The sequence below is a fragment of the Bacillus sp. PK6-013 genome (assembly GCF_054161445.1).
Window position 1 is genome coordinate 2,896,462 of the sequence record NZ_CP096417.1, and the last position, 22,128, is coordinate 2,918,589.

The window sequence follows — 22,128 nt, forward strand, 5'->3', positions numbered from 1 at the left end:
ATTTTTTAAAAATCTATGTGGCTTTAAAACTAAATCCAAAACTGATATATTCATTTGGATTTACTGTATTCGAGCAGTTTTCGATCACAACATTACCATCAACACTCACCTGTAAGCGATGATACTGCGGAGTATTGGACATGCCCAGTTGAGATGCTACACCTACAAATTGAAAGGCGCGTGACGGCCGATAACCTTTCGGCAACACGAATGCAGGAATATTAAAACCAATCTTTCCTTTTGCAATTGCACCTTCTACAAATACCGTGCCGGTTGCATCTTTTGTATAACGGGCTTTCGTGCTATCCGCATAGTTAACCCATTCATTTAAAAGCGTTGGAAAGTGCCAAGTTAAGTTCGTCAGCTTTGCCTCAAGACTCTCAACGGAGACTAATTCTGTCCACTCAGTCCAGTTGCCACCGGATATTGTTTTCCGATAGGTTCTGTTTGCATTGTCAAACGCGATCACATGACCATAGTTACCTAAAGCGTTGCAAGTCCAAATTCCTCGAACGGCCGCGCCTGGTCCGTTTGATGCTCCTGAAGCTGCCGTAAAATGTACCAGCCCGGTATAATGTGGGAGAACCGTTTGAAAGTCATCTTCAGCGCTTATATATACCTTTGCTTGTCCATCGACCCCGGTAATATTAAAAATCTGGCTTCCGTTCCATTTATCTCTTTCATCCTCAGTAACATGCCGTGTTTGATCGTTATGATGCAAGTCAAATTCATCTTTTGTAGCCTGCCTTTTATTGATCACTTCCCCCAGACCGACCTGGGTTTTTGTTACACCATGCGGGTTATCCTTTTTCGAAGTGTGCCTGTCTGTATAGGCAGTTGAACGTTGTTCAGCTTCGGCGGCAAACTGTGCAATCGACTCATCATTTGTATTCAGCTGATCGATAACCTGATTAAACAAATCAGCGTGGGCTTTGTCCGTCGTCCGAAAAGGCTTCGGTTTTTGGATATCCAATTTATATTGCCCCCCCCTCTTTGAAAAAGTAATCTATTGATTTTACTGTGCAGCCCTGAACTTAAATCCGAAAGTAATAAACTCGTTTGGATTTACGGTATTTGAACTGGATTGAATGCATACCCTTCCGTCAGTATCGATCAGTGTGCGGTGATATTGGGGTGTTGACCCCGTACCTACACTTGATGCAACACCAATAAAGTGCATCATTTGAATTGGACGGAACCCCTCAGGCAGCGTAAACGCAGGAACATCAAAACCAATCGTCCCGCCCGTTATTGATCCGATGATTTCGACTTCACCAAGAACATTTTTACAAAACCGGACTTTGTGTGACCCATACTGTTTCCATCCATTTGTCAACGTTGGGGTCTGCCAAGCAACGTTTGAGTCATCATCTGTCACTACTCTCTTCCATCCTCGGAACAGACCATCTGTATGAACCATCCCAAACCACATGATCGAGTGATAGCTTGCAGTCACAACAATTGTTTTCCTTCCCGATTCCCCTTCGAAAACATCATAATTAAACCAGCCTGTATTACTGGGGTTTGGCACATTAATGAGCGAACTGTTGACGCCGTAATAAAATCCCGTGGGCAACGCAAGCACATCTGTTCCGGCATCCAATTTTAAGCGTTTTCCGTTATCATTTGTCATTTTATATAGTTGTGCATTGTTCCATTTTTCCCGCTCATCTTCATTCACATGGAGATTTGTATTTCGTTCATGAGCATCAACCTTGGCTTGCGCACCATTAGTCGTTTCATGGGTCTGCCATGGCGTCCACGTTGTTGAATCGGATTTTCTAAATCTAAAATACGACTGTTTCCCTTCGTACGATTCATAGGCAGCCTGAACTAAAGTATTGCCGAAGCTCATGACAAGCAAAAATATCCGATTTGATGAAGGTGGTGAGTTGATTCCTTCATTATAGATGAGATACATGCCTGTCTCTGTCAAAGTGTTAAAATCTGTTGTTTCTGAACTGCCTCTGTAAAAGACTTTTCCGTTATTTTCGGTTAATTTATATAACTGCCCTGCGCTCCATTTTTCCCGTTCTTTGTCAGTGATGTGAATCGAATGGTCGCTGGCATGCGCATCAGTATACGTTTTAGCCTTTTCTTCAGCTTCCTCAGCCCGCTTTGCAATCCGTTCATCGTTCACATTCAGCTGATCTATCGCTTCGTTAAACAAATCGGCATGGGCGCGGTCTGTCGTTTCAAAGCGTCTCGGTTTTTGGATGTCCACCTTGTTTCAGCTCCTTTAATAAATGTCGTCGATTTCGAAGACGAACTCGATGTCGCCGTCTTTTTGCTTGTCTGTCATCGTTCTGACCGCTGTGAATTTTCCGGCTTCATCGACAAGGGCAAGCTCGTTGATCGTCTCTCCTGCCAGTTCGCTTTCTCCCAAAGTGCATGTATAGCGGACTTTCGCCGGCTCCATGAAGACAAAGCCGTCGATTTCCTTTTGCAAGAGTTCGTTTTTCAGCGCCTGTTCGTTGCCCTGTAAAGCAACGGGTTCACCTTTATCGTTTGTACCTCCGTTTCCGAAAGCCATTTTTGTGATTTTGGTGAGCTTGCCCCCCTCAGCCCGTGCTTTTGCCATTTGCTGTCTCGCATAAAGCGTTGTCACTGTTAATTGTTGTGCCATTTTGATTTCTCCTTTACAATGCGATTTTTTGCGCCGCTGCTGCCAGCTGCTTCGTTCCGTCGAGCAAAAATGCGCCGTTTAACGTCCACCACTTCTCCCTCATTTCTAGCGAGCCTGCTTGCTTAAATTCATGCTCGCATTTGCAGCTGATTTTGAAGGACTGGATCTGTTTGTTTTGATTGCTAATGCAGGTTTTCATGCCTGCTTTTGTTTGCTGTTTCCGCCGGTTTTCAGCGGTCGCCTTTATCGTCAAGCTCAAGGCGGACCGGATGTATTGCCGCTTCTTGTGGCGCAGTGTGAGCTGCTGTTTAAACCTGCGGGGCAGACCGTCGATTTCTCGAAAACCGTTCAAGTAGAATGAATCATCAAGCAGATACTGTCCGTCCAAATAAACCGGTATCGTACCGAAAAATCCGTTTTTGCTTCTTAAAACAAGTCTGTTATGAATGCTTTTCGGCGGCCGATATTCATAATGAAACCCGCCCCGGAATGTATAAGCCAAATGGGCGGGCTTCATATGATTGACGGTTTGAATGATCGAAGGTATAAACTGCAGATCCTCACCGTTTACGCTCAGCAAAAAATGATACCGTCCGGCCGTCAGTCTGACGGAGGCGGACGGCTGTTTTAAAAAAGCATTAACCGCGCGCTCGATCGAGCGCGCAGTAATCGGCGGAATATTGGACATCTTGGTTAACAGTCGTGCCCTTCGAATATCAACGCCGTCTGAAGCCTCGCGTCTGACATTCAAAATCTTTTCCCACCTGTCCAGCCCCCATGTGGCCGTCGTGACGAAAAGCTGGTCTGTTATATCGAAAATCTCTTGATTTTGCTTCTCAAATTCGGGCGCCTCGGCCGCTAAAATGTCTTGGATCTCCCGGATTTCCGTCAAGTATGGCGGCAGATGAAAAGCCATTTCATCAATCTTGCTCAATGATGGTCACCTGCCCCAGCTTTGGAATTTCCGTTTCTGTCAACTGCAGATTTTTCGCTTCCCCGTTGATGAAGACTTCCGAATAGTCACTGACAGAGGACGATTCATAGATCATGTTGTTGATCTGCGAGAGACGGATGACGCTTTCTTTAAAGGCCATTTCTTTAAACAGCTCTGTGATTTTTTCTGCAATTTCCTGTTTGGCTTCATCGATCGTCCGGCCTGATTCAGGAATGATTTTTGCAGATATGCTGACGTCTTTCCAGACCGCACTTTCAACCGCAGTATAAGCTCCGATCGGCGCCATACCTTCCCCTTTTCCCGGATCGGGATCGATATATTGCTTGATTCTTTCGATTAATGCATCAGAGGCAGGTTCCATTTTCGCGTTTGTAATGACAACCTTTACGGTTCCCTCGCCATTCCACAGCGGAAAGACCTTCGCTTTGCCCACGCCGTCCACTTCTTCGGCCCATTGTTTGTAATGCATCTGATTCGCGCTGACCGCTTCGCGGCGGACGCGGATCAAATACCTTTCATACAGCGATTCATCCGTCTCCTCATCACGGCCGGGAATTTCAAGACTTCCCATAACCGCCTTTTCAAGCCCTGGAATGGTATCGAGCGGAAGTAAAGGCCGCCCCGAGAGATTGGCGTTTCCTTTTGTCCCGGCCGTTTCACATTCAAGCTTGCCGTCTTCGAGCATGGTAAAATATAAGTCTTCCAGAAAGAAGCGGGTTCCTGGGGGAACCGATACGCCATCCGTAAAGGCTGCTGACCAAATAGCTTTGGACGCTTGATAGCGCTCAAGACCGGCCTCATCCGCCCTTCTGTCCAAATATTCGCCCTCAGCCGTATCCGCATAAACCAAATTCAGCACTTGATCAAGCCAAATATAAGAAAGCGCCAGCTCGGCAGCTGCCGGGGCAAGCGCATTCCAAATAACGCTGTTTTCACGCTTGTCAATCTCATCCGAAACCCGCTCAAGCATGCGTTCCATAATCTCTTCAAATGTCTGGTTTTCAAACATCTTCCCCTATCACCTCCTCGATTTCCAATGTCCCTTCATCGGTTTCAACCGAAAAAGACACATGGAAGGCATCGCCTTGACGCTCAATCTCGAAATCGGTTACCGCAGAAATTCGGTCGTCATATATGAGGGCTTCCTCAATCAGTCTCGGTATCTCCATTTCTTTATAAGCGTCGGTCGTTTCATGATCTGAAAGAACTTCCTGCAGCTCATTTCCGATGTTATGGCTGTAAACGGCGTATGCGTAGCGCTCAGTTCTCAGCGCCATGTAAACCATTTGTTCGACCGCTTCGAGTCCTGAAATCATATCACCCGTCATCCTGCCCGTTTCAAAATCAATTTTGTACGTTTTTGAAGTCTCAATCACTTCGCTGTCATCCTCGATATCTTCAAAAGATACTTCCGGTGAAAGAGCCATCCGAGCCACCTCCTACTCCTACACTCTGTCTATCACGAAAAACGACTGCCCTCCAGGCATGGCGGCAATCATCACGTGGTCGCCGGCATGCAATTGGCTGTAAAAGCGAATCGTTTTGTCTTCTCCGTCAATCCGGATCTGTTCCGTATGTTCTGTCAAATGCCTGGCGACCACCAGTAAGTCGGAGGGGATCACCAATTTATCATGATTGCGGAGCTTCAGCTTGAGCGGAGAAGCGGACACGACTTCAGCCGGCATGACATCGACAGGCGATTCAGCGTTTACGGCTCCTAGAGCAAGCTCTTTTATCACATCGCTTAATTTCATGAAGTCGCTCCTTCAGGTATTGTATTTTTCGCGACGACATCAATCGTCATCACATGCTTTGTCCCTGCAAAATCGTGTTTATCTTTATCAACCCAATAGGTTTCTTTAATGCCCGCTTCCGGAATCGATATATAAACCGGCAGTCCGCTTTGGACTTCCGGTATACCGAGCGCCTGTATGCTTTTTAGCTCTTTTTTGACGCCTTTCTTTTCAGCCTGTATCTTCTTCGCCCGGTTGCGCAGCTGCGCCTCGTTAATATCATCCGAAACCGTTTCTGTATACTGGAGAATGCCGTATCTTTTCATACCGGCTTCATCACTGGCTGATGCGGTATAGGTTTTGTTATCTTTCTGCTTTCTCAGCTTCACCCGGGTTGCCGTTTCATCGATTGACGTACTGTAAGCGTAGTCCGTAATGTTCACACCCGTTTCCAAAACCCAGATATCCTCTGGCTCGGGCCACGCTCTTAAACACAGCTTTCCTTTTTCGGCATACAGCTGATAGTTTTTTCCGGTTTGCTTTTTTGTTTCCCTCAGCGCTTTTAAGATGATGTCATACAGGCTCGTATTGTCTTTAAAGACGAGTGATTTAATCGTATGTCCGGTGCTTGTGATCGGGCCTTTGGGAATTTGAAAATCGTTCGCAATTCGTTTGACAATGTCAGCGGCTGTTTTGTTCGAGAATACATAGACATCCTGGTTTTTCACCAAGTACTGAAGCATGTCGTACGCTTTAAACGTAAGCGTATATTCTTTCGGCACCCTGCTGAACACAATTCCGCGAAACAGTTCTTTTCCTTTCCATTTAAATAAAACGGTATCGCCTTCCTGCACGCTGTAATATTTATGGCTTCCCTGCTTGATCACAATCGACGCTTCGATCGAACGAGGGGCCTGGTACCTTTCTCCTTCCAATGTGACGCTTTCGGTGACAAGTTCATACCATTCGCTTTCTTTTATGACAAATAATTCGATCATCGCTATCCCCTGCTTTTGATTTAACAGAAAAACGCCGGTTCACCCGGCGCATCTTTTTATGGTATTTTCAGCTTTTGCCCCGGAAAAATCCAGTGCCCCGGCTGTTTGATGTTTCGCTTGCTTCGTTTGATCATCGCCTGTTTGTTCGCGTTCCAAATTTTCCGCCATTCCTGACTGTTTCCGTAAAAACGGCCTGCGATGTGCCAGAGCGTATCGCCTTTTTTGACGGTGTACATTTTTGGAGCCGGTTTGGACGGCCGTTTTTTCTTCGTTTTCTTTTTTTGCTTGATCTTCCGAGGTGATGCTGTTTGATACTCTTTTAATGTGAGATCAAAATCCCGGTCACCGATATCCTTTTCACCCTCACGATGCGAAAAGTTTTCGATGCTGCATGTGAAATTGATCTTCGTGCCCGTGACGAGGAATTGAACCGGTTTTTTTGCTTTCATCCACTTCTCGATTTTGAGAATCGCGTTCTCCGGCGAAAGAAACCCTTTATATTCCGCAAGCGGAGAATACTTTTTCGGAAAATGAGACGAAAATGAAATCGTCTTTGCTCCCGGTTCATTGATAAATGTAACCTCGCCGAACTTTGACACCTTTACAGACTCGTTCGCAAGATTATTGCTGACGTCAAGCTGCTCGGGAAGCACAGGGAGGCGCAGCTTTTCCTTTCCTTGCGTCAGCCAAAATTCGTACACGGATTTAGTCATAAGCTACGCTTCCTTTCGTCCCAATATGGATATCCCGTTCAAGCTCATCGACAAGAGCGCGCTTGATTTTCGCAATCAATGTTTCCTGGTCGCGCTCACTGTGATAATGATTGTCGCCGGTAATATAGATGTTGACTTCTTTGGCGCCGTTTCCAGCCGGCTGCCGGAATCGGGCCCCGCCTGCGGTGGCTGCAGCCGCCTGACCGCTTGAAATGGAACCGGATCCTTCAGCGGGGTTATGCACTTCCATTCCGAGCGCGCCTGCAGCCCGTTGAAGCAAATATCTGCCGCGGATGCCGCGTTCTTCGGGAATGATCCATTCGCGCTTGCCGCCTTCACCCACGCGGGCGATCTGCTCGCTGGTGATCAGGCCGCCGTTGGCATAGCCTTTATAAGCTCCGCCTCTTGCCATGCTTTTAATCCCCGGCGTGTTAAATGGCGACCCGTATCGCGATTTGATGTAATTGATGGCCGCTACCGCGTTGTGAACAGGATTGAAAATATCATTCATTCCTTTTCCTTTGTACGCATTAAACGTTTGGCCGATCGTCTGCATCAAACCTCTGCTCGGGTCTCCCCGCTTGGCGTTAATGTCCCAGCCGTTAGAGGCGCGCGGATTTCCGCCGGATTCCTTTTGAGCAATGACAGAAAGCGGCTGCAGCCACGACGCCGGTGAACCGGTAGCCATGATCGCCTGCATCAGCCACGACTTTACATTTCCGCCGACGGCGCCGATTCCGGAAAACGCAGCAGCCAGTGAGCCCGCTTGTTTTTCCGCAAAACTTTTGACATCGACAGAACTTAAACCTTTGACAATCCCGACCGACGCAAAACGCCCGAGATTCATCATGACCCGGGACGGAGAATGAATATCCAGCTCTTCGCGGAACGCTTTTTCCACTTTTTTCGCTAAGTTTTTTGCAGCTTGAGAAACTTCGCTGCCTTTTCCATTCATGCCGCTGATAAAGTGTCCGACCATGCCTGATCCCCAGCCTGCAGCCGACTGTTTCGAATCAAGGAACGGCTTGTTGATATTTTTATCAACATACTGCGATGTCCCGGTCGGTGTTGCATTTTGCCCGGAAGCGAAGTTTTTGACTGTATTTGCGCCCCAGGAAGATGACGTCTTCACCGTTGTTTGATAAGGCGCATTTACTTTTGCTTGAAGAAAACCACCCGTTCCGGTCGCGGTAGTATTTTGCCCGGAAGCGAACCCGGCGACCGCCTGTTTTCCGTAATTAGACGATTCTGCCGGCAGGCTGCTAAACGGCTTGCTGATGTTTTTTTGCTTCCATTGATCAAGGGAAGGAGCGTTTGAGCCGATCCCTTTGTCAAAGCCGCCGGTGAATTCCCGACCGAAAGCCTGCGCCTCTGCCGTTATATTCCCGACGCCGACAGCAGGCGACACAGAAGCCGAATATGAAGCGGTGCTTGAAACCGGAGAAGAAGCTCCCCCGTCTCCCGCCGCGGCCCCCATGTCGTCAACAACGCGCATGCCGAGCTTGGTCGCTGCCTGGGCAAGCAGCATCTTCCCGCGGCCCCGGTTGTTTTCCGTCGGGATGACAAATTCGTTTCCGGCTTCACCGATCCAAGAGATGGTCGGTTTTGTGATGTAGCCGCCTGTGGCATTTTTATCAGGATCTTCTCCTGTCATGAAGTTGATGACGGCATCAATACCGCCGCCAACCTTTTCCCATATTTTGCCTACCCATCCGAATGCTTTCTCAAAACCGTCGCTGATCAATCCGGCAATCTTTACAATTGGCTTTTGAATATTTTTCTCAAACCAGCCGGCGACACCTTCCCAAATGTCTGTTACCGTTTTTTTGGCCGCTTGGAATTTTTCTCCAATGGCTTCTTTTACGGTTGAAAACGTATTTTTTATCGGATTCCAAACCGTATTTATAAACCATGAGGAAACCGCGCCCCAAACTCTTTTGATCATATTCCATGTAAATTGAAAACGATTCCAAATTCCAGTTGCTACTTCAATGACTTTTGAAACTACGGGATTCCAAACGTTTTCCGCAAACCAGCCGGCGACCGCCGTGAATGTCTCTTGTATCATCGTCCAGGCCGTTGTCAGCTGATTCCAGATCCCTGTCGCTACTTCAATGACTTTGCCGACAACCGGATCCCAGACATTTTCTGCGAACCAGCTGGCGACAACCATGAATGTTTCCTGAATCATCGTCCAGGCTGTTGTCAGCTGATTCCAGATCCCTGTCGCTACTTCGATCACCTTGCCGACAACCGGATTCCAGACATTTTCCGCAAACCAGCCCGCAACTGTCATGAATGTTTCCTGAATCATCGTCCAGGCTGTTGTCAGCTGATTCCAGATCCCTGTCGCCACTTCGACCACCTTGCCGACAACCGGATTCCAAACGTTATCTGTAAACCATCCCGCTATCATCGACCAATTTTCTTGAACGGCTCCGAGTGCCTCAGCCGATTTATCTTTTATCGTATTCCATGCTTTCTCGACACCGCCATTGTCATCGAACATCTTCCCGAAATATTCACCGATACTTGAGCCGCCCAAGCTTCCGACCATACCTCCAATGGCCCCGCCGATTGCCGTCCCCCCCACAGGGAGAATAGCTGTGCCAATTGCAGCACCTGCTGCTGCGCCAGCTAAACCGCCGCCAATTCCTCCGCCTGCCGAACCGACTTTTTCGCCTGCGTTTTCTTTGTTCATATCCATTAACTCAGTCGCTGATAAAAGCGCTCCAGCATATGGGAGGGCTTTGCCTCCAACTTTCCCCACTTTTCGAAGACCTTTCATAAACTTGCCGCCGGATCTGTTTCTTCCCGGTCTTGTTTCTCCATTAGTGGAGGTTTCTTCACTTCCTGGCCTGCTGCTTGTTGCAGGTTCATTGATTATAGAACCTCCGCCTCCACCACAGCAGCAACAACCGCCTCCACTTTCTTCACCTTTAAACACCTTACCGAGGATGGCATCAAATGATTTGTCCCAAATCTTCTCGGGAAGCCCCTTCACCCATTCAACAAATTTACTTTTACCCGCCTTTAGAATTTCAGTCCATATGGCCTCAGCTTTCCCATCCGAATCTTTTTTGTCTTCTTTTTGTTCCGTTTTTACAATTGCGTCAATTTTAAGGATACGTTTAGCCTCAATGCTGTTAAGCTTTTTTTGCAAAGCATTCAATTTCCCGGTCGCCTGGTCGTTAATCGTAAGGGTGGCTTGATATTCCCTTGCTAAATGATTTTTCAAATAGGAGGAAATCCTGCTGGCTGTCTGGGTGATTTTATCAATGACATAGAGCGTTGCAGAGTATCCTTTTTGCAATGCACTCTTCATGTAGCCGGAAATTTTTTGAACAGCCGGGGTGACTCGGTCATTAACGGCTGCAGTTAAGAAGTATTCAGCTGATGACAATTCAGACATGATGCTTCTGATCTTTTGAATGCCCGGTGTTGCCTGATCATTTATTACAATTGAAAATTGATAGTTGTCAGGCAGCTTTTGTTTAAGCTGATTTGAAATATTGTCGATGGTTTTGCCGGCCTTATCGACTGCTGAAATTTCAAGCTGCCATGATTTCAGGTTGGCTTTTAAGAAAACATTAAGTTTTTTCAATGTTTTTTCTGCTGTTTTCGTTTTTATTTTCATTGCGAACGGGCGGCTGAGTTTTTTTCGTCTTTTTTCCAGGTCTTTAAACCCCTTCTGAATCCTTCGCAGCTTCTTAGATACCCGGTCTTCAAGGTCAAAACGTGCCGTCAGTTTTGCCATGGATTATGTACCTCCTTTCCTCGCTTCTTTTTCCAAGATTTGAAGTTTGTAGCTGATGAGTCCGTATAAAAATGCTTTAAACGGTTTTGGGGCTTCGTACAGCTCCCGGAGCTGGGATGGAGAATAGTGAAGTTCGTGCATCGCAAAATAGAGATACACCGCTTCTTTATTCCCATCCTTGATTAGTTTTTTGCTTCTTCTTCCAGATCTTCAAGATCGTCTTCAAAGCCGTTGATTTCAATCGCTTTGTTGAGCCAGTTCGCATATTCCCCTCCGACTGACAGAACGCGTTTGGCTACTTCGACCGGGTCGGCCGTTTGATAGGCTTCTCTTAATTCCTTTGAACGGAAATCAGGATAGATCGTCGATTCAATGGCGATTCGGGCGTAAAAGCGCTGGGTGTCGAGATCCTTGACGCGGCCCCTGCCTTTGATGTTTTTATAAGTCGTATTTTCTTTTTCAAGCTCGTCAATGCGCTCGGTTGTAATCGGCTTAAACACAAACGGAATGACATTGCCCTTTTTATCGACGAACCGCTTTGAGATCGGCACTTTGATTTCTTCGGCTTCAACGGTGTGTCCCGGCATAAAAAAGGATAAATCATATACTTTTTCTTCTTGTTTTTCTCTCATGTCTGCTTGCTCCTTTAACATTCAATTTTTAAATGAAAAAGCACCCTCGGCTTGACGAGAGTGCTTGGTGTTATATGTCCTGACTACTAGCCTATGTTTGAAAAGCGGGATACGGGGCTCTTTTTTAAAACGTATCTTTCAGTTTTTCAGGAACGTCAAAATCTTCAAATGTGAACGGCACTTCTTCTTCCAGCGCTTCTGAATCGACGTCAAGGCCGGCGATTTTGGCCGAGTCAAAATTCACATCATACAGTGTGACACGTTCCGTTCCGCGGCCTGATGACTGGTCGTCAAGGACGGCCTGGAGCGTGAAATACGGATCTTCGCCTTTTTTTACATAGTTCATCATTAATGTGACAAATTGAGACGTGACTTTATAAAATGTCGCCGTTCCCGTGCCGTTTGCACCTGTTGTCTTGTGGCCCGTCATGCGGCGGCCCATAATATTGACTTCGGCTTTATTCTTTTCGACGTTTGCCTCAAATGTTTTGATATGAGCCATCTCTTGTCCGTCGAGAAAAAGACGGCCTTCTTTTCCGGAAATCGTGTTTTGCGCTTTTAATGCCATATTATTTTACCTCCACATTAAAGTAGAATTTTTCTGCTGCATCAACCGGCTGAACGGCCAAATCGATTAAAAACCCGTCGCGGTCTTCATTCAGTGTGATGGCAATATCGCTTTCAGAATCAAAACCGGTAATGCCGCCGGCTTCCTGAAGCGCCGTCATATACTGAATGATCAGCGTTTTGACGTACTGCAAACCGTCGTCAGAAGCAGGAATGTCGCTGCCGCTTGCTTTTCGCGCTTTGATTAAAGCCTTTAATTCGCGGGTCAAATCATTGTTAACTCCGTCAAGGACGCGGATGATTTTATTTTTCGAGAATTTTTTGTTTTTGTCGGCAGTGAAACTCGTTAAAGAGTTGATGTCTTTTTCGACACTGACCGATTGATCGCGTGCATCAAACGTAAATAAAAACTCGCCTTTTTTCAGACGTTCGATGACCTGATCTTCATCCAGACGGTTCAGAACATCAACAGCTCCTTCGTATTCGACAAATGTCAGCGACTGGTTAAAAGTCGCGCCTGCGCTTGCTCCGGCAACCCATGCCGTCGCTTTTTCAGGCGTGATTTCTGTGCCGTCTTCCAGCACGACGCCTCCCGTTACATTGATGATGCCTTCATCGTCTCCGGCATAATCGGCGACTACGCCTTGGACTTTCTGGCCCTGCTTATCGCGGAGGCGTTTGATGAAAGCGGCAAAAGTGGCTTTCAGCTGTTCATTGTCTGCAACCGGAAGTGCGATCGTATTGAAGTATTCCGTTTCGGCCGCATCTAAAAACGCGGTGTAATCGGCAACGCTTGCTGTTCCGTTCTCTCCGCCTTCCAGTTTTGTGCCCGCTGTCAGTTCAAGCGCGCCTTCCCCTTGAAACGCGACGTACGCATTTGCGGTAAGCTCTTCTGCCGTTTTGACGGTTTGTCGGTCAGCTTCATCTGTTCCGACAAAGGTTGTGACATCAAACTTTTTAGAATCGAGCACATTTTCGGAAATGCGGATTGAAATGTCGTTCCCTTTCTCGCCCCCGTATTTTGCCGTTACACTCAGCGTTTCGCCGATTTGGGCTTTCGCCGGCGCTCCTGTGTTCAGACGGTACAGCAAAACGGTCTGTGCGTTTTTCTTCGCTTCGCGGAAAAGCAGAAGAGACGGATCATCGATGTTCAATCCCACTTTTTTATTTAAATCTTCAATGCTGGAAATCGATACGAATGATTTCGGCTCCCCCCAGCTCATGACGACAGGAAGGGCAACTGTGCCGCGCTCCCCGACGGAAACCCGCTCCTCTGCTGTCGTTTTAAAATTAAAATAAATGCCGGCACGATCTTTTTCTTTGCCTGGTGTAAATGTTCCGCCGTTCATTAATTCATGACCTCCTTGGCTAAAAATGTTTGAATAAGCTGACTTGCCTCAAGCTTTGAAATCTGCTCTTCTTTCACATGAAAAAGAGCACCGTCGAGAACTTCCGGTTTAATGCCGAAAAGCTCTTTCGCGTGCTCCCTCAGATCCTCGATGTAGAACAGCGCTTCTCGTTCCTCAAGAGGCGCCTTTTTTGCTTCGGTCTTTGTTTTTTTGCTGACTGTCAATTATTTCACCCCGTTTGTAAAATCGATTGTTTCCAGAGAAAGTTCGTTTTCCCGTTTGTACCAGTAGCGGCTGTTCCATTGAATAATAATGGACGCGGTGCCGGAATCCCCTATCCTCGTCTCGATCCGGCTGATCCTCAAGCTGTCTCCCGTGTCTTTACCCGACCGGTCAATGAGCGGGATGATGTGTCGCGCTTCCCTTACGGCGTCTGCAATGCGCTCGGCATGATCGTGGGCCTGCTGTGAATCATGGTGAAACAGTTTCACATTCAGGGTGAAGACTTTTTTAAATGTTGAAACTGTATCATTTTCATCAAAAACAGAAGGGGGAGGAAAATATAGCGACGGTATTTGAAAATGGTCGGGTATTTCCTTTTCATAACAGACGACAGGAAAGACTTGATAAAAGAAATTCATAACAGATCCCGTTTCGTCGTTCAAAGCTTCACCTCCTTAAAGGGAATTCAGCCATGTTTGCAGCTCTTCATTCAGGCGTTTTTCAAATAAACGCTCAAATATGTAAAGCGCATGCTCCCAATAGCCTGTTCCCTTTACCCATTGCCGTTTTAAAACCATGCCGGACGAAGAAACGGGATCGTATTGAAATCGGCCGCTGTGCCATTGTCCCGGAATCCACCTGACTTCCTCTTTTCCGCCTGTCCAATGGCCGTCATTTACGAATGAGGCGTACTCTAACTCCGTCCCGACTTCAAGCGTGAGTCCGCCTTTTTCGATTTCCCATATGTTCCCTTCAGCCCCTCGCTTGAAAGAGCGCATAAGGCTGCCGGTATCAATCGATCCGGCGCGTACGATTTCGTCGCGGACCAGATCTAAAAAATCGGTTCCCGTCTGTTCAAGCCACTTGGCAGCTTCAGTTCGAAAGCCGCTCTGCCCCGCTTTTTCCAACGTCCGCGATAGCTGTTTCAATCCTTTGATTTTCATAGTTTTTCATCCCTGACCGCTAAGACTTCCAGGTGATGGCCTTTGATGTTGCGCGGCTGCTGGAGCGTGTAGCTGACACCGTTCCAGACCGCAAGATCGTGAAGGCGCACATCTGCATCCGCCGGAAAATGGGCCAAATATGAATGATAAATGACCTGTTCGGGATCTTGCTGGACGATCGACTGATTTTTTTCCGTAAAATAGCAGGGAACGTTTTGAAGATCGGGTGTTTCCCCGTATGTGCGAATCGGCTGCAGGTTTGGCGCGGGAATGCCGTACCTTGCTTCCTCTGCATGATCTTCCTTTAAATGATAGATATCGCAACGGTCGCTTAATAGACTTTTGTAGCTCATAGCGGCCGCACCTTGAATCGGACAGATTCATAATCAAGAATAAATTCTTCGAGCAGTTTATAGACGTCGGGCTTCGCCAGGCCACCGCTTCTTGAGAGCGTATAGGAGTAGTCACCCAATTTCTCAGATTTGTAGCCTTTCAAAAGCGATTCATCACCGTTTTTCAATGCAAAGTACTGTGCCAGCTGCAGCAAAGCGAGCCTTGCCTTTTCCGGCAGCGGATCATATTTTTCATCTGTAAAACGATGCCCCGTGATCTGCTCGGCTTCCGCTTCGGCTTCAAGGATATCCTGCCGCAGCAATTCCTGCGGTCGGTTTTTCACGGCTTCAATAACGGAATATTGAATGATATCGTCGGGCGTGATCAGCATGTTCATCACATCCTTCCAGAGCTTTTAGCTGTTGTCCGGGGCGCTTTCGCTTGTGCTCGGACTCGTTTCCCGCCGATTGGCGATGCTTTCAGTGAAAACGTTCGGACTCAGGCATTTACTCTTTTACATTGACGATTTTTGCAACCGCGTCTTCTTCTTCGAATTTGCTGTCCAGTTTTGCCGTCAGGACAATGATAAATTTGCGCGCGCGAATGTCTTTATCGACTTCAATTCTGATATTGCGCGAGAAACCGAGAATAATATTTTTCGGATGCGTCAAAATAATGTCTGATGCTTCGGCGGCTGCATCTCCTTCTCCGTACGCATACGGCTGAATATTTGAGACCCCTTTAACAGGCACGCCAAAAGCGGTTGAAAGCCCGCCCTGTACAGCCGCATCCCCGAGAGTGGTTTGACGGTCTGCGACGCGGTCTTTCCATTCGATCTCCTGACCGAGCGATGTGTAGAATCTGAATTCCTGCGGAACGCGCATATATTTTGCCGGAACAGCTTTCAGTCCCTGTTTGAAAAGCTGTCGGCTGATTTGCTCCCCGCCTGCATCGACGATGTGAGAGACGGACTGCTTCCGGATTCCGTCAAGTTGAGCAAGGTATGGATCTGAAGACGCAACATCACCGTTGACGATCAGTTCTTCAATATCCACAGCGGCCCGTTCCGCCAGCATTTGCATCAGCGTCTGTTGAAGGCCGTCTTTTTCAATGTTATTTTCGAGCGTGTCATAAGTAATGTTGACTTCGGCAATGACTTCTTTCGCATTCAGTTCAACCGTGCTGGTCACCGGTGCGGTTAATTGGTCCTTCGCCAATGCTTTACCTTCATCAGCCGCTCTTAAAATCCGCTGGCCAAAACCGATTTTTTCAAATTTTTGCGAGTCGTTTTCCATTTGAATCACACGTGATTCGCTGAAAATTGTCGGCGTGTTTTGCACCATGCGAATAAATGCAGAAGCCTGCGCCGGATTCATTAATCCTCCGCTTTTCAACGTCGCAAGCGACATCTCGGCTTTACGAATAATCTCTTGATTTCTCATGTTCTTCCTCCTCCAAATTAAAGCAATCCGCTCCAAATCGATTTTTTAACTTCTTCTTCTCCTTCTTTTTCAGCCGCTGCCTGCTTTGAGGCACCTCTCATCTTTTCGAGTGCTTCGATGCGCGCAATCAGAGGGGCGAGCATGTCCTCGACGATTTCCTTCACATGTGCATCCTGGTCTGTCTGCTGCTCTTTTTCGTCCGCCGCTTTATCTCCTTCCAAATCGTCAAGACGTTTGAGAAGCGGAGCCAAGACGGCTTCAATCGTTCCTTGAACTTCTGATCGTTTCATCTTTTTTTCTTCCTCTCCCGTTTTTTGTTTGTCGCCGGCAAAAAACTGCTTAAACAGCTGAAAGAAACTGCCGGTCTCATCAGAGCCGGCGCGGGGCGGGTGTTCGACAGTTTCGGCAGTGCCCGCCATGCTGTAGCCGGTGATGCTTCCTTTTTTAATCTGTTCCCAGATCTCATCGCCGGCTTTTGTCACCAGCACCCAAGAGCCTTTCACAATCGTTTCGCCGTTCACTTCAAAATCAGCCGGCGCAACATAGGACTCCACGACTTCTCCGACGCCTCCCTGGAAATTGTGATCTTTGTCGATCTTCCGGGCATTTTTCAGAAAACCGTGGGCGGCTTTTTGGATTTCGTCAGCCGACATAAAATCGCCGTGGGCATCCTGAATGTCCGGCTCGTAGACCACGCCGTAGACGAGCTTCTTTTCATCCTCGGCTTTCGCAATCAGCTTGACTTCCTTTTCAAATGTCGGCGATTCACTCGATTTCGTCATAAAGAATTTCTTTTTGTTCGCCGCTTTGTCGACATAACTGACGAAATTGATCTTGGCATTTTTAAGCTCTCTCGGCACGAAGTGTTCACCTCCTTTCAGTGATCTGTTTCAATGTCTCGACGACTTCCTGCAGTTCGGGCAGCAGCGCTCCGGCTTCTGCTTCAGCACGCTTTGCGCTTTGCTGGTAACCGAGCGGCCTGCTGAATTCTTCCTCCGGCCATTCATCAAGCGTCTTACCGAGCACTCTGCCGGCCAGGTCGCGCAGATCATTTGCAGATACCGCCCCCGCCTGAATAAAAGGACCGAGCACTTTTGCAATCTCAAGCGGATCGCGAAAGTCCGGTCCTTTCAATTGGAGCCTCGCATGGAAAATGTTTAAATCACGGAGAAACAGCGTATTCAGCTTGCCGATCAATATTTTCCGCTCCGGTTCAAAAACCTGTTCTTCGGTGATTTTGCGGGCGGTGTCGGCTGTCGCCCTGTTATATTCATGGGCATCACCGGTGTAGAGAGGCGGGAGCCTGAAAGAAGAGCGGATTTTATTCCGGGTTTTCTCGTCATATTCAAGAAACAGCGCATCTTCCTGCAAAATTTCGGCGAGGGATTTGATGTCCACTTTCACCGGCGTAATGTCCTGGCTGCCGTGAATGTCTTTTTCCTGGGCGATCCCCTCCGCTTCGATGAGCAAAAATTTGTGTGCATTTTCAACGCCTTCCAAGTCGTTCATGTATTCCTGCAGCTCTCTGTACGAAGCCTCTGAGAGCATGCCGTTTTCAACCGTAATGACGGCCGGGACGTGCCGGCCTTGTCTGAAATACATATAATTCAGCTCTTCCGCTTTCCGCGCTCCGTACAGGTTGACAATATTTCCGATCCAGCGCGGAACGCCGTAGACGCCGCTGCCGATTTTAAAATGGATCGCTTCATTCGCACTTCGTTCAGGCGGAGTCTGTCTGTCAAACGCTCCGGTGGTCATATCCATGACGCGCGGATCGCCATACTCTTTAAAGTACACCTTTCTGCCATCAATCATCTGAACGTATTTACGGAACCTTTTTTCTCTTTTGATGTTTTTTAGCGATCCGTTTTCCATGTAGGCGAATTCCACTTCGATCGGTTCTGTCAATCCGCATACGCGCATATTTTTGACATCGAGATATTCAATTCCGGCCGGCTGCCCCGTGCCGTTTCTGAGCACCTCCAAAAACCCGTTCCCCGTTTTTTCGCGGTCCTCTATCATATGGCTTAAAATCGTTTCAGCCGATTCATCAAAATGAAGATGGCGGCAAAAATCTTCAAGCCTTGTCCAATCGGTCTCAGCAGCCTTTTTCTTATCGGGCGTCACATCCGCACCATTAAAATCAAAAGCGTACTCGACATCAAGCCCGAACCCTGCAATATTCGTTTTATAGGCGTCAATGCATTGCTGGAGAATGGAAGAATATTCGGCAATGGCTTTCAGTTCTTTCAAATTGTACGGCGGTGCGATAATCTCATCTCCGTAGATCTCCGAAAATTGATCTTCATATATTTGTTTTGTTACAGGCTCGTGAAAACGGGATTTCATGACTTTTGCTCTTACCGTTTGTTGAGTGGACATACACTATCTCCCCCTTTTCCTGTTCGGCCGTTTTCTCGCTTCCGGCTCAGCCTTCAAATCGGTGACTTCATAATCATCAAGCGCGTACCATAGCGCGGAAAGCGTGTGCGGATCAATTGTAAACTGATCCTCCTTCAGATTGCCGTCTTTATCGGTCGCATAGGTCAGCGGCTGCAATTCGTAGATCGTATTGGCACATCGGTCAGAACAGAATATTTTTTTGAACCGCTTGATTTTTTTCGTATATTGCAGGCGCGAGCCTTGGAACTTGCGGGCTGCGGTCATGTTGAAACCGTTCTGCCTAAAAAACTGGATGCTTTTCGGTTCGGCCGGATCGGCTTTGATCAGCTCCTTCGTAACCGCGAATTCGTTAAGCTCCTCGGCCGTCTTGTCGTCTGTCATTTTATTTTTGTAGTACTCCCAATAAATATAGAGATATTTTTTGTCGGGATCGACGGCCGCCCGGACGACGGCATTGTATGATGCCTCAAATCCGAAATCCATTCCGGTTCTCTTCAGCGGGTTGGAAATGGCGGAGATCCGCCTCATGACCTCCTCATGCTCCATCACTTCAAATTGCGGCAAAACCCTAATGCCGTTTACCCCGAACCGCCCTTTTCTGGCAATCCGGTACAGGTCAGGGTCATATGCTTTCATATCGTCAAGCTGTTTGAGGTAGCTTTTCGGCAAAAACAGGTTGTCATCCGCTGTAGAATGGTGGTAATACGTATCACCGACGACAGCGACCCGCTTTTCATACAAAACCTCATCATCCAAAATAAACCGCTTGTTCCGCTCATCCTTGAAAAAGTGTCTGTACGTCCAGTTTGACTGGCTGACGGGGTTTGTCGTCAATATCATATACAGCCTGTGATCAGGATGCCTCAGCCGGCCGATCAGCTCCTTGAAGCCTTCATACTTCACTTCCGAACATTCTTCGATCCAAATCAGCGAGATGTTGTTGACGGATTTCAATTTCGCCGGGTTGTCCATCCCTTTAAAAATAATCCGGCTGCCGTTTGCAAACCTGATGTGCATCGGAGAAGAAACGGCCTCGGCCGCCGTTTGAACACCCAGCTCATCGATAATGGTTGCGAATAAAGAAAAAGTCGAATCCCTGTGTGTTTCAAACACTTCCCTTACAACAAGAGCGGTGCGCTTTTCCTGCAGCAGCTTTAATACGACTTTTAAAGCGGTATGATAGCTTTTTGACGAACCGTATCCGCCGACAAGAAATTGAAACGTCTGATCCCAGTTAAACAAATAATCTTCAAAATGCGGATTGACTTCTTTCATAATCAAGCCGAATCACCTTTTCGGGTGATGACCACTTCAACGGGTCCTGATTCCGCATCTTTGTCGGCTTTTTGTTTGGCGAGCTTCAGCTTCTCATTTTCAATTTTCCGCTTAAATGAATCAGGGAAAAGGTCGAAATACTGTGAGAGCTTCTCGAGCGCCTTCATTTTATCGGCCAGCTTGATTGCAATTCCTTCTTTCCCGAGTTTCGCTTCTGTGATGACTGTACCATCGACGAGGTCGGAATGTTTCACATCGACAAAGCTGATCTCTTTCATAACCGGATTGTTTTCTTCATCAAACAGCGGTCCTGACTTTCCGACAGCCTGTACCTCTTTTTTGCCGAAAGTTACATAGTCGGTCATATCGGCAAATGCGATTTTCACATAGACTTGGAGAACATCCATCGCCTCAACGAATATCTCCCCTACCATCTCTTTTTTGATCCGCCTGATCTCATCGGCCACCTTTTCGTTTTTCAGAAGCCGGCAGCCTGTCACATGTGCGCTGGCCGGGGAATAGCCCGCTTTTATCGCTGCTTGGGTGGCATTGAAGCTTTTCACATAATAGATGCAAAACAGACGCTGCCGTTCATTCAGCCCTTCATTGCGGATATCTGCTTTTCCTCTGCTCGTATCCTCCCCGTTTACAGCCTCTTTCCAGCGGTCACGGGTTTTCCAAACGCTGACTTTTTGATTTGAAACGCCGAGTTCTCTTGCGATTGCGAGATTCGTAATGTTTCCCCCGTATTGTTGATAGAGACGAAAAGCTTCATCCCTTTTTGGATCCCTTTTCCTTGGCATTGTTCATCTTCACCGCCTCTCATTCCCGGAAACAGTAATATTTCATCGCTATATGAATCTTCCTTTATTGAACAGGATGATTTGTTATCTTTTTTTCTCTTTTCACTTATAGGTGGCAAACGTATGACAAAAGACAGATATATCGTTATGCCATACAATCGAGAGGCTTTTCGATTTGTTTCGCGATTTTCAGCTGTGCCCGTTTCACATTGGTTTGAACAGTAGACTTTTTGATGCCGAGCATGGCGGCAATCCGCTCATAGGAAAACTGTTCGACCTTATGTAAAATGAAGATTTCTTTTTCGCGTGCCGTAAGGGCAGACAGCGCGGTTTCAATCCGGGCTTTATCGTACGCTGACACTTCTTGAGCCGGTTCAAATGCAATCTGTTCTGAGAACGTGTCGATGATCAGCGGATCTTTCAGTAGCATCCGTTTATAAGCGTCTCGCCTGTCAATCGCCCTTCTGATTCCCGGCTCCCTTCCGTTTTCAAGCCAGTCGATCACATATTCCAAATCGGTCATCATGTTTCTGATCAGTTTTTTATCTTTCAGCTGTTCAGCAGTCAGCCCTTGTTCATCCTGATAGGCCCGATACAGTTTTTTCGTGTTTTTCAGCGCTCTTTTATATTCGAAAAGCAAATCTTCCATTTTGTGTACCTCCGTTTTTTTGAAATAAAAAAGGACACCAATCAGCCGCACAGTAAGATGTGCATCTGATCAGCGTCCGCAGGCTTTCCGTCTTGGACAAATATGCAAGTTGTAGAACTATAGCTTATAGCCGATTTCAAATTCGACCCTTGCGAGGTCTCCCTTTCTCGTTTCAATGACGGTTTTACCGTGTTCAGGCGCCTCGGCCTGCCAAGCTGTGCCGTTCATTCCATCAAGAACGATCACTGTCACCTTTCCTTTTTTAAGGCGGCTTGCAACCGTCGTATCGTGGATATCTTGTATCTTTGCCGGATGGTTCATCTATTTTCCTCCTCTTCAAATTCCGCGTTTGTGACGACTTTTTCTAAAATATTTATCAATTGATTCTCAACTGAATTAGAGCGAGCGGGCCGTTTTCGCTTCAAATAGGCAAGCGTGAGCTTCGCTGCGGTCAAAAGTTCGGGAGCCGCGGCGATTAAGCGGGCATTTTTTTCCTTGGAATATGCGCTGTAGTCGGCGACTTTGGCAATCACCCGCCCGCTGGAATAAGGAAACCGTTTCTTTTCGGCTTTACTGTAAGCTGAATAAATGTACAGGTCGCTATTTGTTCTGACAACGCGCCATGGTGACGGGCTGTACGTCGCACTTTCGTTCTTCACGTTTGTCTTCCTCACTTTCCGTCTTCTTCGTGCCATCGTTTCATTTGTGCGTCTCTTTTTGCTGCTGT

General features: G+C 47.3%; 27 protein-coding genes. All 27 read right to left on the minus strand.

Going from position 1 to position 22,128, the window contains the following annotated elements:
* Nucleotides 1-13: 13 nt before the first annotated feature.
* On the minus strand, nucleotides 14-973 hold the full coding sequence (locus M1E03_RS14610) for a hypothetical protein (protein WP_026579851.1): 960 nt from the start codon (nucleotides 971-973) through the stop codon (nucleotides 14-16).
* A gap of 42 nt (nucleotides 974-1,015) precedes the next feature.
* The gene (locus M1E03_RS14615; RefSeq protein WP_026579852.1) at nucleotides 1,016-2,224 is read right to left on the minus strand and encodes a pyocin knob domain-containing protein; all 1,209 of its coding nucleotides are present in this window, start codon (nucleotides 2,222-2,224) and stop codon (nucleotides 1,016-1,018) included.
* 15 nt (nucleotides 2,225-2,239) lie between these two features.
* A complete protein-coding gene (locus M1E03_RS14620) occupies nucleotides 2,240-2,626 on the minus strand; it encodes a phage tail-collar fiber domain-containing protein (RefSeq protein WP_020451034.1) in 387 nt (128 codons plus the stop codon).
* 13 nt (nucleotides 2,627-2,639) lie between these two features.
* Nucleotides 2,640-3,560, minus strand: coding sequence for a YmfQ family protein (locus M1E03_RS14625; RefSeq protein WP_458110491.1), 921 nt, complete (start codon nucleotides 3,558-3,560; stop codon nucleotides 2,640-2,642).
* A complete protein-coding gene (locus tag M1E03_RS14630) occupies nucleotides 3,547-4,590 on the minus strand; it encodes a baseplate J/gp47 family protein (RefSeq protein WP_105980893.1) in 1,044 nt (347 codons plus the stop codon). Before M1E03_RS14630 ends, M1E03_RS14625 begins: the two co-directional genes overlap by 14 nt.
* The gene (locus M1E03_RS14635; protein WP_043925288.1) at nucleotides 4,583-5,008 is read right to left on the minus strand and encodes a DUF2634 domain-containing protein; all 426 of its coding nucleotides are present in this window, start codon (nucleotides 5,006-5,008) and stop codon (nucleotides 4,583-4,585) included. The genes M1E03_RS14630 and M1E03_RS14635 overlap by 8 nt, the downstream gene beginning before the upstream one ends.
* A gap of 18 nt (nucleotides 5,009-5,026) precedes the next feature.
* The gene (locus tag M1E03_RS14640) at nucleotides 5,027-5,335 is read right to left on the minus strand and encodes a DUF2577 domain-containing protein (RefSeq protein WP_026579856.1); all 309 of its coding nucleotides are present in this window, start codon (nucleotides 5,333-5,335) and stop codon (nucleotides 5,027-5,029) included.
* Nucleotides 5,332-6,312, minus strand: a complete 981-nt coding sequence (locus M1E03_RS14645) for an XkdQ/YqbQ family protein (RefSeq protein WP_103749039.1) — start codon at nucleotides 6,310-6,312, stop codon at nucleotides 5,332-5,334. Before M1E03_RS14645 ends, M1E03_RS14640 begins: the two co-directional genes overlap by 4 nt.
* A gap of 56 nt (nucleotides 6,313-6,368) precedes the next feature.
* On the minus strand, nucleotides 6,369-7,025 hold the full coding sequence (locus tag M1E03_RS14650) for a LysM peptidoglycan-binding domain-containing protein (protein ID WP_020451028.1): 657 nt from the start codon (nucleotides 7,023-7,025) through the stop codon (nucleotides 6,369-6,371).
* The gene (locus tag M1E03_RS14655; RefSeq protein ID WP_283931641.1) at nucleotides 7,018-10,782 is read right to left on the minus strand and encodes a transglycosylase SLT domain-containing protein; all 3,765 of its coding nucleotides are present in this window, start codon (nucleotides 10,780-10,782) and stop codon (nucleotides 7,018-7,020) included. Before M1E03_RS14655 ends, M1E03_RS14650 begins: the two co-directional genes overlap by 8 nt.
* A gap of 3 nt (nucleotides 10,783-10,785) precedes the next feature.
* Nucleotides 10,786-10,923 (minus strand): hypothetical protein, encoded by a 138-nt coding sequence (locus tag M1E03_RS14660; RefSeq protein WP_095290311.1) that lies wholly within the window; start codon nucleotides 10,921-10,923, stop codon nucleotides 10,786-10,788.
* 41 nt (nucleotides 10,924-10,964) lie between these two features.
* Complete coding sequence (locus tag M1E03_RS14665) at nucleotides 10,965-11,414, minus strand: phage tail assembly chaperone (RefSeq protein WP_283931640.1); 450 nt, start codon at nucleotides 11,412-11,414, stop codon at nucleotides 10,965-10,967.
* 124 nt (nucleotides 11,415-11,538) lie between these two features.
* Entirely contained in the window at nucleotides 11,539-11,982 is a 444-nt protein-coding gene (locus M1E03_RS14670; RefSeq protein ID WP_020451024.1) for a phage tail tube protein, read from the minus strand.
* 1 nt (nucleotide 11,983) lies between these two features.
* Entirely contained in the window at nucleotides 11,984-13,330 is a 1,347-nt protein-coding gene (locus M1E03_RS14675; protein ID WP_026579860.1) for a phage tail sheath family protein, read from the minus strand.
* Nucleotides 13,330-13,554 (minus strand): hypothetical protein, encoded by a 225-nt coding sequence (locus M1E03_RS14680; protein ID WP_020451022.1) that lies wholly within the window; start codon nucleotides 13,552-13,554, stop codon nucleotides 13,330-13,332. Before M1E03_RS14680 ends, M1E03_RS14675 begins: the two co-directional genes overlap by 1 nt.
* The gene (locus M1E03_RS14685; RefSeq protein WP_020451021.1) at nucleotides 13,555-13,995 is read right to left on the minus strand and encodes a hypothetical protein; all 441 of its coding nucleotides are present in this window, start codon (nucleotides 13,993-13,995) and stop codon (nucleotides 13,555-13,557) included.
* Nucleotides 13,996-14,007: 12 nt separating this feature from the next.
* A complete protein-coding gene (locus M1E03_RS14690) occupies nucleotides 14,008-14,496 on the minus strand; it encodes an HK97 gp10 family phage protein (RefSeq protein ID WP_026579861.1) in 489 nt (162 codons plus the stop codon).
* Nucleotides 14,493-14,849, minus strand: a complete 357-nt coding sequence (locus M1E03_RS14695) for a YqbH/XkdH family protein (RefSeq protein ID WP_026579862.1) — start codon at nucleotides 14,847-14,849, stop codon at nucleotides 14,493-14,495. Before M1E03_RS14695 ends, M1E03_RS14690 begins: the two co-directional genes overlap by 4 nt.
* Nucleotides 14,846-15,220: a protein YqbG gene (yqbG, locus tag M1E03_RS14700; RefSeq protein ID WP_023856716.1), complete on the minus strand. Its 375-nt coding sequence runs from the start codon at nucleotides 15,218-15,220 to the stop codon at nucleotides 14,846-14,848. Before yqbG ends, M1E03_RS14695 begins: the two co-directional genes overlap by 4 nt.
* Nucleotides 15,221-15,335: 115 nt before the next feature.
* Nucleotides 15,336-16,271: a phage major capsid family protein gene (locus tag M1E03_RS14705; protein WP_020451017.1), complete on the minus strand. Its 936-nt coding sequence runs from the start codon at nucleotides 16,269-16,271 to the stop codon at nucleotides 15,336-15,338.
* Between the two features lie 17 nt (nucleotides 16,272-16,288).
* Nucleotides 16,289-17,131: an XkdF-like putative serine protease domain-containing protein gene (locus M1E03_RS14710; protein WP_026579863.1), complete on the minus strand. Its 843-nt coding sequence runs from the start codon at nucleotides 17,129-17,131 to the stop codon at nucleotides 16,289-16,291.
* 7 nt (nucleotides 17,132-17,138) lie between these two features.
* Entirely contained in the window at nucleotides 17,139-18,653 is a 1,515-nt protein-coding gene (locus M1E03_RS14715; protein WP_197407246.1) for a phage portal protein, read from the minus strand.
* 3 nt (nucleotides 18,654-18,656) lie between these two features.
* Complete coding sequence (locus M1E03_RS14720; protein ID WP_197407245.1) at nucleotides 18,657-19,955, minus strand: PBSX family phage terminase large subunit; 1,299 nt, start codon at nucleotides 19,953-19,955, stop codon at nucleotides 18,657-18,659.
* Nucleotides 19,952-20,752 carry a terminase small subunit gene (locus M1E03_RS14725; RefSeq protein ID WP_026579866.1) on the minus strand — a complete coding sequence of 267 codons (801 nt, stop codon included), beginning with the start codon at nucleotides 20,750-20,752 and terminating at the stop codon, nucleotides 19,952-19,954. The genes M1E03_RS14720 and M1E03_RS14725 overlap by 4 nt, the downstream gene beginning before the upstream one ends.
* A 145-nt stretch (nucleotides 20,753-20,897) precedes the next feature.
* Nucleotides 20,898-21,401, minus strand: a complete 504-nt coding sequence (locus M1E03_RS14730) for a sigma-70 family RNA polymerase sigma factor (RefSeq protein ID WP_020451012.1) — start codon at nucleotides 21,399-21,401, stop codon at nucleotides 20,898-20,900.
* A 117-nt stretch (nucleotides 21,402-21,518) separates the two neighbouring features.
* Nucleotides 21,519-21,722 carry an XtrA/YqaO family protein gene (locus tag M1E03_RS14735; RefSeq protein WP_020451011.1) on the minus strand — a complete coding sequence of 68 codons (204 nt, stop codon included), beginning with the start codon at nucleotides 21,720-21,722 and terminating at the stop codon, nucleotides 21,519-21,521.
* Nucleotides 21,719-22,060 carry a hypothetical protein gene (locus M1E03_RS14740; RefSeq protein ID WP_023856714.1) on the minus strand — a complete coding sequence of 114 codons (342 nt, stop codon included), beginning with the start codon at nucleotides 22,058-22,060 and terminating at the stop codon, nucleotides 21,719-21,721. Before M1E03_RS14740 ends, M1E03_RS14735 begins: the two co-directional genes overlap by 4 nt.
* Nucleotides 22,061-22,128: the final 68 nt, after the last annotated feature.